Origin of the sequence: Chryseobacterium cupriresistens, assembly GCF_046614675.1 — a bacterium.
In the GTDB taxonomy this organism is placed as follows: domain Bacteria; phylum Bacteroidota; class Bacteroidia; order Flavobacteriales; family Weeksellaceae; genus Chryseobacterium; species Chryseobacterium cupriresistens.
In genome coordinates, this window is the sequence record NZ_JBKKJT010000010.1 from 128,970 (window position 1) to 144,349 (window position 15,380).

13 protein-coding genes are annotated in these 15,380 nt (G+C 35.1%); all 13 read left to right on the top strand.

What is annotated here, in order from left to right:
* Window positions 1–132 precede the first annotated feature (132 nt).
* The 13 genes from ACLI50_RS20415 (at window position 133) to ACLI50_RS20475 (ending at window position 14,557) form a co-directional block, all read left to right on the top strand.
* Entirely contained in the window at window positions 133–1,203 is a 1,071-nt protein-coding gene (locus ACLI50_RS20415; RefSeq protein ID WP_411414526.1) for a formimidoylglutamase, read from the top strand.
* Window positions 1,204–1,206: 3 nt separating this feature from the next.
* A complete protein-coding gene (locus tag ACLI50_RS20420; RefSeq protein WP_411414527.1) occupies window positions 1,207–2,208 on the top strand; it encodes a glycosyltransferase family 2 protein in 1,002 nt (333 codons plus the stop codon).
* Window positions 2,209–2,311: 103 nt separating this feature from the next.
* Window positions 2,312–3,430, top strand: a complete 1,119-nt coding sequence (locus ACLI50_RS20425; protein WP_202839848.1) for a glycosyltransferase family 4 protein — start codon at window positions 2,312–2,314, stop codon at window positions 3,428–3,430.
* 38 nt (window positions 3,431–3,468) lie between these two features.
* Window positions 3,469–4,353: a polysaccharide biosynthesis/export family protein gene (locus tag ACLI50_RS20430; RefSeq protein ID WP_110009827.1), complete on the top strand. Its 885-nt coding sequence runs from the start codon at window positions 3,469–3,471 to the stop codon at window positions 4,351–4,353.
* A 2-nt stretch (window positions 4,354–4,355) separates the two neighbouring features.
* Window positions 4,356–6,854, top strand: a complete 2,499-nt coding sequence (locus tag ACLI50_RS20435; protein ID WP_202839846.1) for a polysaccharide biosynthesis tyrosine autokinase — start codon at window positions 4,356–4,358, stop codon at window positions 6,852–6,854.
* Between the two features lie 213 nt (window positions 6,855–7,067).
* The gene (gene porG, locus ACLI50_RS20440; RefSeq protein WP_202839844.1) at window positions 7,068–7,958 is read left to right on the top strand and encodes a type IX secretion system protein PorG; all 891 of its coding nucleotides are present in this window, start codon (window positions 7,068–7,070) and stop codon (window positions 7,956–7,958) included.
* A gap of 1 nt (window position 7,959) precedes the next feature.
* Complete coding sequence (gene uppS / locus ACLI50_RS20445; protein WP_343642878.1) at window positions 7,960–8,709, top strand: undecaprenyl pyrophosphate synthase; 750 nt, start codon at window positions 7,960–7,962, stop codon at window positions 8,707–8,709.
* Between the two features lie 28 nt (window positions 8,710–8,737).
* Window positions 8,738–11,272, top strand: a complete 2,535-nt coding sequence (bamA, locus tag ACLI50_RS20450) for an outer membrane protein assembly factor BamA (protein WP_110009823.1) — start codon at window positions 8,738–8,740, stop codon at window positions 11,270–11,272.
* A 9-nt stretch (window positions 11,273–11,281) separates the two neighbouring features.
* Window positions 11,282–11,836: an OmpH/Skp family outer membrane protein gene (locus ACLI50_RS20455; RefSeq protein ID WP_110009822.1), complete on the top strand. Its 555-nt coding sequence runs from the start codon at window positions 11,282–11,284 to the stop codon at window positions 11,834–11,836.
* 65 nt (window positions 11,837–11,901) lie between these two features.
* Window positions 11,902–12,405: an OmpH/Skp family outer membrane protein gene (locus ACLI50_RS20460; RefSeq protein WP_110009821.1), complete on the top strand. Its 504-nt coding sequence runs from the start codon at window positions 11,902–11,904 to the stop codon at window positions 12,403–12,405.
* Between the two features lie 70 nt (window positions 12,406–12,475).
* Window positions 12,476–12,961 carry an acyl-CoA thioesterase gene (locus tag ACLI50_RS20465; protein ID WP_110009820.1) on the top strand — a complete coding sequence of 162 codons (486 nt, stop codon included), beginning with the start codon at window positions 12,476–12,478 and terminating at the stop codon, window positions 12,959–12,961.
* A gap of 46 nt (window positions 12,962–13,007) precedes the next feature.
* Complete coding sequence (rfbD, locus tag ACLI50_RS20470) at window positions 13,008–13,871, top strand: dTDP-4-dehydrorhamnose reductase (RefSeq protein WP_411414528.1); 864 nt, start codon at window positions 13,008–13,010, stop codon at window positions 13,869–13,871.
* Between the two features lie 5 nt (window positions 13,872–13,876).
* Complete coding sequence (locus tag ACLI50_RS20475; protein WP_411414529.1) at window positions 13,877–14,557, top strand: hypothetical protein; 681 nt, start codon at window positions 13,877–13,879, stop codon at window positions 14,555–14,557.
* Window positions 14,558–15,380 lie beyond the last annotated feature (823 nt).

Here is a 15,380-nt window from a genome sequence, read left to right on the forward strand (position 1 = left end):
ACAATACAAGCCGTCAACACCTGTTGACGGCTTTTTTTATGAACAAATAGAAACATGTCTTCTCAGTTTCTATGTTTTTTGTATGTTTGTTATATCAAGCAATTAATCAATTATTACATTTTAAATTAAAATATGGATTTCGAAGACTTTATCATTTCACCAAGAAATTTTAAAACAGAAAGCTGGCAGATAGGAAATCGGATTACAAAAGATATCAGGGAAGACAGTATTGTTCTTTTGTTTGTATCAGACTACAGAGGGGCGGGCGGCGATGCGGAAGTGCAGGATTTTACGGCGGTAAGAAAAGAATTTTACAAGCTTTCACAGATGGATTTCGAAATTCCTGTTGTAGACCTTGGTGATCTGGTATCGGGGAAATCTGTTCAGGATACTCACTATATCTTACAGGAAGTTCTGTCGGCATGTCATTATAAAAGAGCTATTCCGGTAATTGTCGGGGGCTCCAATGACTTTGCTTTCTCATTATTTTCAGCATTGAATTTCCATAAGAAAAGCATCAACTATACCCAGATCAGTAATATTATTTCCCTTCAGCAAGGTGAAACCATCAATGAAAATACTTTTTTGAGCAAAATTTTCGGAGCCAAAAATTTCTCCATTAAAAACTACCATCATCTGGGCTACCAGAAGCATTTGAATGAATTGGATTCTGTAAGGCTGATCAAAGAAGTAGAATTTGATATTATCCGGCTGGCTGAAATGATGAATTCTACAGAAAAAACAGAACCGTTCTTCAGAAAAGCAGATCTGGTGACCGTAAACTGTGATGCTATTGAAAGCTTTAGTGAGCCCTTTTCAATGAATCCACAGGTAAATGGTTTGAACAGAAGAGAGATCTGTGCCTATATGAAGGAAATCGGATTGAGTGAAAACCTGAAATCTGTCGGAATTTTTAATTATAATATTTATTCTGAAAACCAGTTGAACCATCAGCTCTTAGCACAGATGCTGTGGTACCTGATCGAAGGAATCAATATCCAGCATTCCCATCCGAAAGAAAGGCATTATGAGCTGTTCTACGTTTTGATAGATGACAGACAATATGCATTCAGACGTGATACTTTCAGTAATTTGTGGTATTTTGGTGATGATGAAAATATAGAAAACTGTATTCCCTGCTCCAGAAAAGATTTTGATGAAGCTAAAAAGGGCTGGCTGAATGCAAGACTGACGAAAATTTAATGTATGACAAATGTTCCCTCAAGAGTATCCATTATTGTTCCCGTTTATAATGTCGAAAACTATTTGGCAAAATGCCTCGATTCTCTGGTAAAGCAGAGCCTTTCTAATATCGAGATTATTGTAGTAAACGACGGAAGCAAAGATAACTCTGAAAAAATAATTAAAGAATTTGCACAAAGATATCCTGATAAAATAAAAGCCTTTACCAAAGAAAACGGTGGACTGAGTGATGCCCGTAATTTTGGAATCGACAGGGCTGCCGGAGATTATATAGGTTTTGTAGACAGTGATGATTATGTTACTGAAAACATGTTTGAAGAAATGTTTCTTTTAGCGGAAAAGCATCATGCAAAAATGGTCATCTGTAATATTCAGAAAGTGGATGAGAACGGAAAAATTGTACAAAAATTGACACAGCTTCCCGATATGCCGGAGAAAATAGCCCTTGAACATAACTTTTCTGTATTTTCTGATATCAGCTATTTTGCATGCAATAAGCTGTTCAAAAAAGAACTTTTTAATCAGAAAAGATTTAAAAAAGGAGTTCACTTTGAAGATATTCAGCTGATTCCTCAGCTTTTGCTGGAATGTGAAATCATTGCGCAGACTCAGAATTTTCATTATCAGTATCTTGAACGTACTGATTCTATTACAAAGACCCACACAGAAAAAGGACTTGATATGTTAAAGGCAGTTTCTGATGTAGAGCAGGTATTCGGTAAATCTTCCTATTCCAATAAAAGCAAGGAATTGAAAAATTTCCAGATTTTTGAGGGAGTTTACTCGTTTTTGGCCTACCTGGCGTATGTGAAAAAAGACGAAATATTTTACAGTATGTCTGATCAGTTAGACCTTTTTATGAAGGAAAGACAAATAAAAATTCAAGATATATTGAAGTATAGTCGTTTTGGTAAGAATTATCTTTTATCTTTGCCTTTGAAGAAAAAGATTTTTTATCTGTTGTTTTTTGGAGGACAAAAAAAATTGATAAGAAAGTTGATTTAGTAAACACAAATGTAAGTACTATTGTTTCGGTCAATAGAAAATGATAATAAAGTTCCTGTTATGATTTTTTATTTTGGAGATACAAGTGCTGAATTAGAAAAGAATGAAAAACTTTGAATTGTTCTTAAGCGGATCGGGGATACCTATTTTCTATATAAAAATAGGATTAGGCTTCGTATTCTCCTTTTTAATTACATTTTTCTCTATTCCTACCATTGTCAAGATTTCAAGAAGAAAGAATCTGATGGATGAGCCTGGAATAAGAAGCTCGCATCTTAGAGAAATTCCCAATCTTGGTGGAATCGCCATCTTTTATTCAATAGGAATCTGTGCCTCTATTTTTGCCTATGAATTGTTTGATCTCTACAAATTTTTATTTGCTTCATTAATTATCCTGCTCTATGTGGGGGTAATGGACGATATTGTTGTAATGAGAGCTTACAAAAAACTTGTTGCACAAATTGTTGTGTCTTCCCTGATTGTTATTGGTTCGGATATCAGAATAAGAAGTTTATTCGGAATCTTCGGCGTATACGAACTGGAGTATTTCGTAAGTGTGATATTCAGTATCGTAACATTTATTATTCTGATTAATGCGTTCAATCTGATTGACGGGATCGATGGGCTGGCAGGAGGTTATTCCGTTATCTGTAGTGCTTTATTTGGAATAAGCTATTACCGTCTGGGGGAATATAATTATCCGCTGGTAATACTGTCTGTTGTTATTATTGGAACTGTGCTGGCATTTTTGTATTATAATCTGTCAAACTACCGTACCCGCAAAATATTTATGGGAGATACCGGTTCTATGCTCCTTGGCTTTTTATTGGCTTTTACATCCATCTGTTTTATCGATATTTTTATAGATAAAAAACTGATCGATGTTCCCAGATATCACCTTCAGTCTGCTCCTGTAGTAGCGGTAGCTATTCTGATTCTTCCGATTGTAGATACTCTGAATGTCATTATGATCAGGCTTTACAACAAAAAGTCACCATTTGATGCTGATAAAAACCATATTCATCACAAACTGCTGAAATTGAATCTTACCCATAGGAGATCAACTTTTTATATTATTCTTTACTATCTGATGATTGTTGGAGTGGCTTATTATTTAAGACATATTAATGTCAATCTTTTATTATTGGTGATTGTTTCACTGGGTTTTTTTGGTGCATATTTGCCAGATTTACTATATCGAGTAAGAAATAACAAAAATTAACAATTAAATATTACTTTTGTAAACAATATTATATATATATGATGAAAAACTTTAAATATTTATTTTTAATATTCCCTCTTTTAGTTACCTCATGTATTACAACAAAGGATGTAAGATACTTACAACCAAGTGAGAGTCTCGTAATTAATGAAGAAGGTCTTGTTCCCTACAATATCCCTGTATACAGGATTACCAAAAATGATATCCTCAATCTTAACATTGTAACAACTCCCAAAGGAGATGCTGCACAGTTTTATTCTTCTTACAATTCCTCAGGAGGGACCGGAACCGGAGCTGTAACAAGTCCGGCCATGTCTGGCGGTGGTTCTGTAGGGGGAGGAGTTGGTACTACTTCCGGGATGAGCAGAGGAGGAAATACGAATTTCTATTTTAACGGACTCAAGGTAGATTCCAATGGTGATATCAATGTTTTTGGAATTGGCTATGTAAAAGCTGAGGGAAGAACATTAGAGGATATCAGAAAAGAAATTCAGGAAAAGGTAAATGAAAATTTCCAGGAAGGTAAATCTGAAGTAAGACTCAATACAGACGGTATCACTTATTATATTCTTGGTGATGTTGAAACTACAGGTCTTTCAGGAGAGAAAGTAGTTCATAAAAATACACTTACCATTACTGAAGCTTTAGCCATTAATGGCGGGCTAAACAGGACGATTGATAAGAAAGAGATCGTTATCCACAGAAAACTTCCGGAAGGAATCAAAATTGCCAAAATAGATCTTACCAGAGAAGATCTTATGAACTCTCCTTTCTATTATGTGCAGAATGGAGATGAAATCTATCTGAGCACAAGAGCAAAAAGCTTGAACGGATTCGGAAAAGATCCTATTCAGACTTTAACAACAGGAGTTTCGGTAATTACTACGGCATTGTCTATTTATTTACTTCTTAAAAATCTTTAGTCATGATTCCAGAAAGAGTAACCGCTGCAGAGAAGAATAATTCTCAGAAAGAAAAGTATGGGTCGTTTGCGTTATTTGATTTAGAACACTTTTTAAGAAGAGTCCTTAAAAACTGGTACTGGTTTGTATTGATGTTTTTTATCGGCTATGCCGTTGCATGGGTATACAGTAAATACTATGCACAAAATATTTATGCATCAGACTTATCATTAAGTACCTCCAGTAAAGGTTCTGAGTTCTTACCAACACAGTCTAACCAATCCATCAACTTCATCTGGGGTGATACCGGAAATCAGGATGGGCTTTATCTGAAAAAAATGCTTTTATCAAGATCACACAATGAATTTTTGGTAAAAGAACTGGATCTTTTTGTTAATTATTCTACCAAAGGACTGATAAAATCCACCTACCTGGATAAAGATGATTCACCGGTTTTTCTTCAGATTGATAAAAAACATCTTCAGCAGATTGATTATCCTATTACCCTGATCCCCAAAGGCGATGGAGCATATCAGGTAGTTTTACCAGAAGAAGGAGAATCCACTAACCTGTATAATTATGAAGTGGAAGGTTTTCAGACTATCAATCATTATAGCAGACCCGCTGATAAAATCATTAAAATCAACGAATGGTACAATGCTCCGAACCTGAGGTTCAGATTACTTAAAAATCCTGTTCCTTCTAAAATTAAGTTGGATAATATTATTGTAAACCTGAAATCGGTCAATGAAAGTGTAAACGAAATTGTTTCTACTACAGGTGTTGACTTTGATAAAGAAATCAGGTCCATTATGATTATTACTAAAAAAGGATATAATCTCAACAGCACAGTAAATTTCCTTAATAAATCTGTTGCAGAGTTACAAAAAAAGAGACTGGCTGATAAAAATGTAGTCAATAAGAATACCGATATCTTTCTAAAGGATAATCTGGATAACATCCGTAAAAAACTTGATTCAAGTGCGAGTGTGCTCAATTATTTAAAAACTTCGGAAAAACTTTATAATATTAAAGACAGAGACGAAAAATCTCTTGAAAAAATAAAAGAACTCGAGGCTAAAAAAGCAGATATCATAAGCAAAATCAATTCTCTTAACAATATAAAAAACACGCTGCAGTCTCAGAATTTTGATAAAATGATTGGAACCAATGCTGCAGGTTTTGAAGATGGAGTATTCTCAGCAACAGTTACTGAACTTAAAGCTCTGTATACCAAAAGAGCAGAAATGGCTTCTATTTACAAACCTTCATCAGAGCCTATGAGAGAAATCAACAGGCTTATTGATGAGGCAAGAATGGGATCATCGAACAGTTTAAGAGGATACTATAACAGATATTATGAGGAGATCAACAAAATTGATCGTGATATTTCAGGAGCCAACTCGGACTTAGCTTCTTACCCTGAAAAAGAAAGAAGATATCTGGATGCAGAAAGAGGATATAATATGATTGAGGCGACTTATAATAGTCTTCTGGGAAGACAGAGTGATACTAAAATGAGAATGGCGACCAATCAATCTGATATTACAGTGATTGACCCAGCCAAAAATCTGGGACAAAGACCTATTGCACCTAATGTCAAGTTAGCGAAAACTGCCATTATCTCAGGATTGCTGCTGCTTCCGTTACTTTTTATCTTTGTAGGTGAAGTATTAGATAGTAAAATCAGAAATATTAAAGAACTTTTAAGTGCAACGAAAATTCCGCTTCTTGGAGTCATTGGAAATAACAGCAATGAAAATATGCTTACCGTTCTGGAGCAGCCAAAATCATCTGTATCAGAAGCCTTCAGGGGAATAAGAGCCAATATGAGATTTCTGATGGACAATGAAGGTGAAAAGGGAAAAGTTATTTTGATTACTTCATCCATTGGAGGAGAAGGAAAAACTTATATTTCCATCAATTTAGCATCCGTAATAGGATTAAGTGATAAAAAAACAATCTTGTTAGGAATGGACCTTAGAAAACCGAAAATCTTTGGAGACTTTAAGATTGATAATAAATATGGGATCTCCAATTATCTTACAGGAGAAGTAGATATTGACAAGATAATTAACAAGACCAAGATCCCTAATCTGGATGTTGCTACTTCAGGTCCTATTCCGCCAAACCCATCTGAGCTTTTAATGAGTCAGAGAAATATCAGATTTATAGAAGAACTCAAAGAAAAATACGATTTCATTATTATAGATTCACCACCTGTAGGTCTGGTGGCAGACTCGTATGAACTGATGAAGTATTCTGATGCTAATATATATGTTGTACGCCATGAATACACAGAAAAATATATGCTGAAAATGATTACTGAAAAGTATCATAACGATGAAGTCAATAATCTGGGACTTGTCTATAATGACTATAATACCAAACAAGGCTACGGCTATGGCTATGGTTACGGCTATGGCTATGGTTATGGTTATTTCGATGAAGATAAAAATTATAAAGAGCCGTTACTGATAAGGATCAGAAATAAAGTACAGGTATTATTTAATAAAAAATAAAGCATTAAACCCTCATTTAATGGGGGTTTTTTCATATGTAAAGTATTTTCATTCTATGAAAAAAAGAATATTTTTGCCACTTTGCCGTTTACTTTATAACAAATTATGTTTTTTTGTTTATTTTTAACTAAACATTAAGATTATCATTAATATAAAAATGTTTTATATTTGCAAAAATTAAATTTTAAAATAACCATAAATCCATATTCTTTTATGAATAAAAAATTATTGTTTAGCTTCCTTGCCTTCCTTGGAGTGGTAAGTGTTAAAGCACAAAGAAACGAATTGGGAGTTCGTCTAGGTATGAGTAACCTAGTGGGAGATGTAGGAAGGACAAATTATATTTTACAGAAGCCGTTGGATTTAAGCAGAACGTCAGATTGGGGGGTCCCGTTTTATGGTGGTTTATTATATAGATTTAATTTTAACCCGCATCAGACTATCAGATTGGATTTAGGATACAACCAGATCCAGTTCAGTGATAAAGCGGCAAAAGAAGATTATAGAAGAAATAGAAACTCATACGGAAAAAATAATGTGTATGAGGCGAGTTTAATGTTTGAATATAACTTTTTCCCGGTAAATAATGAGCAGATAAGCATGCTGAGCCCTTATATCTTCGGAGGTGTCGGTGCTTTGATGTTTGATGCTCCTAAAGCTACTCTTGTGAATGACTTCAGAAGAGATGCTGATGGTGTGGCACAGGCTCCGGTCAATGAATTGGATTTTACAACCACCACAGATTATTCCTTGGGCAAAAAAGTAACAATGCATATCCCTTTTGGTGTTGGTTTAAAGTATAAATTCAACCATTCCTGGGCTATATTTGCAGAAGCTACATTCAGATATACATTGACGGATCAGTTGGATCACAGCAAGATCCTTTCCAAAGATGTAAAAACTTCTTATAATGCTGATATTTTGGATCCTGCCACAGGCGGTTCATTATTACAGTCAGGAAATTATTATGCGGTTTCTAAAGAAAGAGAAGCAGAGTTTATTAAAAAGAGAAATATTGGAGATGACAGATCCAGAGACTGGATAAATACTTTCAGTTTAGGACTGACATATTCGTTCGGAAGACCTCCATGTTATTGTGAATAATATGTCGTTGATTAAAGAAAAAATAAATTCTGAGAATTTACCAAAACACGTAGCCATCATTATGGATGGTAATGGAAGATGGGCAAAATCTCGTGGCGAAGAAAGAACTTTCGGTCACAAAAATGCCATTAATGCAGTAAGAAATGCTATTAATGCTTGTAATGAGATTAATATTCCTTACTTAACATTGTATACATTCTCTTCAGAGAATTGGAATCGTCCAAGCGAAGAAGTGAATACCCTTATGAATCTGTTGGTAGAAACCTTACTGCTGGAAGCAGAAGAGATTTTCAGCAAAGGATTGAGAATGCATGTTATAGGGAATCTTGATAAGTTGCCTGCATTAGTAAGAGAGCAGTTGGAACGTGTGGTAGAACTCACAAAAGAAAACACAAAAGGAAACCTTGTATTGGCTATTAGCTATGGCTCACAAAATGAAATACTGGAAGCCGTAAAAAACATAAGTTCTGATGTAAAAGAAGGAAAAGTAGAGATAGAAAATATAAACGAAAGTTTATTTGAAAATTATCTTTATACAAAAGATTTTCCTCCTGTAGATTTACTGATCAGAACCAGCGGCGAAATAAGAATAAGCAATTTCCTGCTTTGGCAGATTGCTTATGCTGAATTACAGTTTTTAAATGTTCTGTGGCCGGATTTCACCAAAGATATTTTCTTCCAGTGTATTGTGGATTATCAAAACAAAGAAAGAAGATATGGTTTAACCGGTGAACAGGTAAAAGGCCAATAAATTTTTAAGAAAAGAAAGACTCGATAAAATGAAGTTTAGACTATTACCCATCATTATGTTTGCTGCTTCTGCACATTTTTATGGACAAGTAACTCCACAAGACAGCACAAAAGTAAATAATGCTGTACATGCAGAAAATGAGGCAGGAACTTATACACTTAAAGACATCGTTGTAGATGGGGTAAAAAAATATACACCAGCTCAGATCTTAAGATTTACGGGCCTTACAAAAGGAGAAAGTGTAGACATTCCGGGACAGAAAATCAGCAACGCTGTAAAAAAACTTTGGGATACCCAATCTTTTTCTGAAGTGGAAGTTTATGTTCAAAGCATTGAAGGACAGACGATCGTTCTGAAATTTTATCTGCAGGATCTGAAAGAACTTGGAGAAGTGAAATTTACAGGAAAAGGAATCGGTAAATCTAAAAGTGAAAAACTGGCAAAGGATAACAACCTTAAACCAGGAACTAAGATCACTCAGAACTTGGTTTCAAGCCTTAAAACCAATGTCCCTAAAGACTACATCAAAAAAGGTTTTGCAGATGCCAAAATTACTATCCAGGATAAAGTAAATGCAGGAGATCCCGCGTTGGTAGACTGGACAATCAATGTAGATAAGGGTAAAAGAATTAAAATTGACCATATCGAATTTGAAGGAAACGATAATGTAACCGATAGCAAACTTAGAAATAAAGCTTTCAAAGAAACCAAACAAAAACGTTTCGGAATCGGTGGTATTTTGAAATCCTCAAAATTCATTGAAGATAAATACCAGGAAGATAAGCAAAGCCTTATCAGTTATTACAACTCCTTGGGATACAGAGACGCTAAAATCGTTTCAGATTCAGTATGGAGAAACAAAAGAAATAACTACGAAATCAATGTAAAACTTAGCGAGGGTAAAAAATATTACATCGGGGATATTACATTCACGGGTAATACCGTATACGCAACAGAATATTTACAGAGATTATTAGGATATAAGAAAGGGGATATTTACGATGCAGTAGGATTCAACAAAAAAGTTGGGGAAGACGGAGGTAAAGAAGATGATTCAGATATTAAATCTGTTTACATGAATAACGGTTACCTTTTCTCTAATGTAACGCCGGTTGAAAAATCAGTTTCAGGAGATGCCGTAAATCTTGAAGTAAGAATTAATGAAGGAGAACAGGCTACCTGGAATAAAGTAACATGGCAGGGAAATACAACAACCCATGACCACGTAATTCTTAGAGCACTAAGAACAAAACCGGGAGAGCTATTCAAAAAAACAGAAATTAAAAGAACCTATTTCGATTTAGCGGGAATGTCATTCTTTGATCCTCAGCAGGTCGGACAGGATATCCAGCCAAACCAGGTGGATAATACTGTAGATATCAACTGGAAGCTTGTAGAAAAAGGATCTTCACAGGTTCAGTTACAGGCAGGTTACGGAGGTAACAGTTTTATCGGTACTTTAGGATTAACATTTAATAACTTCTCATTAAAGAATTTCCTTAAGTTTAAAGATTTCAAACCGGTACCTCAGGGAGACGGACAAACGTTCTCTATTCAGGTACAGGCAGGACAGTATTTCCAGAACTATGGAGTATCATTCTCAGAGCCTTGGCTATTTGGTACTAGACCAACAGCACTTTCTGTAAGTTTAAATAACTCAAGAGTAAGATACACAGATCAATATGGAGAAGCCCAGAAATTGAACATCTTCTCTGCTTCAGTAGGTCTGAACAGACTATTGAACTGGCCGGATGACTACTTCTCTCTTTATACAGGTTTACAGTTCCAGAAGTATGACTTCAAGAACTATCCATTCCAGTTTGGGGATACCACAGAAAATAACGGTACTGCCAATAATTTCAGTGTCAATTTAGGACTGAGCAGAAACTCAGCAGGTATTGACCCGATTTTCCCAACAATGGGATCCAATATTGAGCTTTCAGCAAAACTGACTCCTCCATACTCATTGTTTAAGAAGAAAGATTACTCCACAATGTCACCTATTGACAAATATAAGTGGATGGAATTCTATAAGATTAAATTCAAAGCAGATGTTTACAATGAGATCATTGGAAAACTTGTGCTAAGGTCTTCTGCTGAAATGGGATTCATGGATGGATATAACAGCCAGCTGGGAGCGCCGCCGTTTGAAAGATTCTATATGGGAGGTACAGGTCTTTTCGGAGGTCGATATGACGGTAGAGAATTGATCCCTTTAAGAGGGTATGAAAATGCCAGTACAGAAGGAGGTCAGGCTGATGATATTACTCAAAGAGGAGGAGGTACAATTTATAACAGATTTACTTTAGAATTAAGATACCCGATCTCAATGAGCCAGACTGCAAAAATCTATGCCCTGACATTCGCAGAGGGTGGTAACGTATGGAACTCATGGAGTTCTTACAGCCCATTTCAGTTGAAAAGATCAGTCGGAGTTGGTGTAAGAGTTTATATGGGAGCATTTGGATTGATCGGATTCGACTTCGCACTAGGTCTTGATAAGACATTATCAGGTGACAAGTCCGGATGGAGAAACCACTTCTTGATGAACCAAACATTATAATTATTAAATATGAAGCACTTTAAAATAATTTTCACATTCGCATTACTCTTGCTTTTCGGGTTGAACAATGCCCAGAAAATCGGAGTAGTGGATACTAATGAAATTTTAAATAAATTACCTCAGTATAAAGAAGCCGAAGCAAGATTAAATTCTCAGATCGATACCTGGGAGTCTGAACTTCAAAATCTTCAGTCTGAATATGAAAGAAAAAAAGCTGCTTTTGAAAGTGAAAAAGTTTTATTGATAGGTGATCAGCTTAAACTTAGAGAAAAAGAAGTTACAGACCTAGATAAAAATATTAAAACGACAACAAGCTTACGTTTTGGAGCGAATGGTGAAATTACAAAACTGAGAACAAATCTGGTTCAGCCTTTTCAGGATCAGATCTGGGGAGCCATCAAAACAATGTCCGAAAAAAATGGCTTGGGCATAGTTCTTGATAAAAGCAATAACATTAGTGTTATTTTCCTTCAGTCAAAATATGATTACACCGAAAAAGTATTGTCTATCTTATTAAAAGGAACAGACAAGAAGGAAAAAACAAATAGTAAAGGCAAAAAATAATAAAAGAATTAACTTTTGCTATATTTTAAAATCTAAAAACAAATTAAATTATTTATTTACCAGTTATGAAAAAATTAAGTGTATTATTTGCAGCAGTAATGATGGTTGTATCTGTAGGTATGGCAAAAGCTCAAAAAATTGCTACTTTAGATGTAATGGGAGTTCTTAACGCGATGCCGGAGAAAAAGAAAGCAGATGCTGATCTTAAAACATTCTTAGATACTAAACAAGCTGAGATCAAGAAGAAAGCTGACGCAGCTCAAACTAAATATCAGCAATACCAAACTGAAGCTCCTAAGAAAACAGCTGACGAAAACAATGCTAGAGAAGCAGAAATGAAAAAATTAGCTGAAGAAATCCAGCAAATGCAGGAAAAAGCTCAAAAAGATCTACAAGCTAAGCAAGATGTAGCTTTTGGTCCTATTGAGAAAAAACTAAACGATGCAGTAGAAAAAGTAGCTAAAGCTGGCGGATACGATTATATTATGGATGCAAACTCAACAGCATTCCTTTATAAAGGAGGACCAGACGCAACTCCAGCTGTGAAGAAAGAATTAGGAATTCAATAATTTCAGCAAATTAACAAAGATTTATAAAACCAACCGCCTCTTTTAGAGGTGGTTTTTTTATTTTTGCGGAATGGAAAAAGAAGTATCAACTACGGTCAAAGTTAGGTTTAGTGACTGTGATCCGATTGGACATTTGAATAATGTAAAATATCTTGAGTATATGTTCAATGCCAGAGAAGATCATGTGGAAACATTTTATGGATTCACTTATGAAGAATATACCAAGAAAACCGGCTGTACCTGGATTGCTATTCAGAACGAAATAGCCTATCTCAAAGAAGTAAGATATAATACACAGGTAGTGATCAGCAGCAAGACCATCGATGTACAGGATAGAACGGCAAAAGTGGAAATTCTCATGAAGAGTTTGGATGAAAAAACAATTCATGCTGTACTTTGGGTGACTGTTATTTATTTTAATGTTAAAACAAGAAAATCTGAAGTTCATCCAGAAGATATCAAAGAAATTTTTGATCAGTTTTATGTAGATCTTATCCAAAAAGACTTCCAGTCAAGAGTGAAGTTCTTAAGATCTCAGAATGCCAAGAACTCTTAACTCCATTTCTTATTGAAGGTTCCAATTTAAAATTAATAATAAACAAATGAAAAAAATAGCAGTAATAGGTAGTAACGGACAATTGGGAAACTGCATAAAAAAGATTGCCCCGGATTTTGAACATCTATATGAGTTCCTGTTTACGGACTCATCTACTTTAGATGTTACCAATGAAGAGCAGGTGAACGATTTCTTTTATGATAACAAACCTGATTATTGCATCAATGCCTCAGCATACACTGCAGTTGATCTGGCAGAAAAGGAAAAAGAAAAAGCCTTTGCAGTAAACGCCGCCGGAGTTGCCCACCTTGCGCAGGCATGTGCAGATTATAAATCTGTCCTGATTCATGTTTCTACAGACTATGTTTTTGATGGAACTACAAATCTTCCTTACTCAGAAGATGATTTTACCAATCCTATAGGTGTGTATGGGGCATCAAAAAAAGAAGGAGAGGATCTTGCTCTGGAAATTAATCCAAAAACAATCATCCTGAGAACTTCATGGCTGTATTCTGAGTTTAATAAAAACTTTGTGAAAACAATGTTAAACCTTTTCTCCCAAAAAGAAGAGTTGGGAATCGTTGCTGATCAGTTTGGACAACCTACTAATGCAAACGATTTGGCAGAAGCTATTATGAAGATTGTTGAAACTCCACACAAAACATATGGCGTTTTCCACTTCTCAAACTATCCTGAGACAACCTGGTTTGAATTTGCTCAAAAAATTGCTGAATTTTCAAAATCAACAATAAAATTAAACCCCTTGACAACGGAGCAGTATCCAACTCCCGCCAAAAGACCTGTAAGAAGTACCATGTCTTTGGAGAAAATAGAAGAAGTGTATAAAATAGAACCCAAGCATTGGGAAAACAGTCTTGAAGAATGTGTTGATATCCTTTCACACGAATAATATATATGAAGAATATTGCAATACTCTTTTCCGTCTTATGTATCCAGCTGTGGAGTGCACAGAATGTTTATATGACCAGAGTTGAAAAAACAAATGACAACACAGATAAATTTCTCTACAGAAAAGAAGCTGCCACTGCAGATGCTGTTTATTTAGGAGAAGTAGAGGTACAGGGCTTTTCAAAAGATGATGCGCTCGTATTTTCCATGGTATATAAAAAAGCAAAAGAGATTGGTGCCAATACATTTGAATTAAAACCTTTCGAAAATGTTGATGGTACTCCGCAGACATTCAATGCTGCCAATTATAAAATTGCTTTATATTACACACCTAAAGAAAAATTGGCGGCTAAAAATGGGGAGATGTATATATTTGCATCTTCTGAAAAAGATCAGAAAATAAATGTTAACCGTAAAGACTATATTATTTCTCCCAGATCATTTTTAAAATTAAAAGTGGTTCCGGGAGAAATCTATACGATTTCAACCAAAAAGCTTTTAGGCTCTACAGTGAAAGTTCAGCCAAAAGCCAATGATGACAATCTTTATTTTCAGGTTTCCTCCCTGAAAGTAAAATCAGACAACTCAGGAGTGGGTGGTTTGAATCTGAAATCCGGGGATATTATTGGTCTGGAGAAATCCTACGCTGAGTTTTTGAGCGTAATATATAAGGAAATCAAACCTTAGAAACATTCTATACTAAACAATTGTAGGTTTTTGGCCTATATAAATCAACAATAGGAACGGGCTGAAGCCCGTTCTTTTATATAATCTTTGTATTGAGTTTTAGCTCAAATGTTTTTCCAGTCACATTTTTTACAGGCTTTATTGAAAATCTTCCCTTAACTTATTATATATGTCAATAGGGAACGGGCTAAAATCCTGAGCTTAGTCTAATGAATCCCATTTAATAAAGATACTCCCTCCATCTGAATTCAATTCAAACCTGCACCTTATTATAGATACCTTATTTGATGTTCCAAACCCCAAAATCCCACATCTCACGCTCTCTCACCCTCAAACCCTCCCACACTCCAACTCCTTCCTTCCATTCCAAACAAATGTTTAAAATTTTTCTCCCTGCCTTCCAGTCCTTTAGGAATAAATATCACTGTAATGTAAAATTTATGTTAAATAAACTTGTTTTGCGTTGTAGGAAGTTACTATCTTTGCCCCACTGAAAACGAGAGTAGAACAGTAGCGCAGAAGAACCTTTAGATGGGCAGAGACAATATTACTTCAAAAAAGAGACGGACGAAAAAAACTTTAAATTTTTTTGTAAAAAAAGTTGCCAGTTTAAAAAGAGTTTGTATCTTTGCAGTCCCAATTAGAGGGAGCGCGGGAGTATAGAGATTGAGGTTTTGAGAAGGGTTAAGGTTACTTAAAAAACTTTAAAATTTTCTTCAAAAACATTTGGTCATTAAAAAATAAAGTTTTACTTTTGCACTCGCAAATACGGAGCGACACTGACAGAGAGATTGCTTCGTTGAAAAGCGGAAGATATAAAGAT

Coding starts and splice junctions, on each gene's coding strand:
- ACLI50_RS20435 (WP_202839846.1), top strand. CDS start 4,356: ATGATTCCAGAAAGAGTAACCGCTGCAGAGAAGAATAATTCTCAGAAA.
- bamA (WP_110009823.1), top strand. CDS start 8,738: ATGAAGTTTAGACTATTACCCATCATTATGTTTGCTGCTTCTGCACAT.
- rfbD (WP_411414528.1), top strand. CDS start 13,008: ATGAAAAAAATAGCAGTAATAGGTAGTAACGGACAATTGGGAAACTGC.
- ACLI50_RS20425 (WP_202839848.1), top strand. CDS start 2,312: ATGAAAAACTTTGAATTGTTCTTAAGCGGATCGGGGATACCTATTTTC.
- ACLI50_RS20460 (WP_110009821.1), top strand. CDS start 11,902: ATGAAAAAATTAAGTGTATTATTTGCAGCAGTAATGATGGTTGTATCT.
- porG (WP_202839844.1), top strand. CDS start 7,068: ATGAATAAAAAATTATTGTTTAGCTTCCTTGCCTTCCTTGGAGTGGTA.
- ACLI50_RS20465 (WP_110009820.1), top strand. CDS start 12,476: ATGGAAAAAGAAGTATCAACTACGGTCAAAGTTAGGTTTAGTGACTGT.
- ACLI50_RS20420 (WP_411414527.1), top strand. CDS start 1,207: ATGACAAATGTTCCCTCAAGAGTATCCATTATTGTTCCCGTTTATAAT.
- ACLI50_RS20415 (WP_411414526.1), top strand. CDS start 133: ATGGATTTCGAAGACTTTATCATTTCACCAAGAAATTTTAAAACAGAA.
- uppS (WP_343642878.1), top strand. CDS start 7,960: ATGTCGTTGATTAAAGAAAAAATAAATTCTGAGAATTTACCAAAACAC.
- ACLI50_RS20455 (WP_110009822.1), top strand. CDS start 11,282: ATGAAGCACTTTAAAATAATTTTCACATTCGCATTACTCTTGCTTTTC.
- ACLI50_RS20475 (WP_411414529.1), top strand. CDS start 13,877: ATGAAGAATATTGCAATACTCTTTTCCGTCTTATGTATCCAGCTGTGG.
- ACLI50_RS20430 (WP_110009827.1), top strand. CDS start 3,469: ATGATGAAAAACTTTAAATATTTATTTTTAATATTCCCTCTTTTAGTT.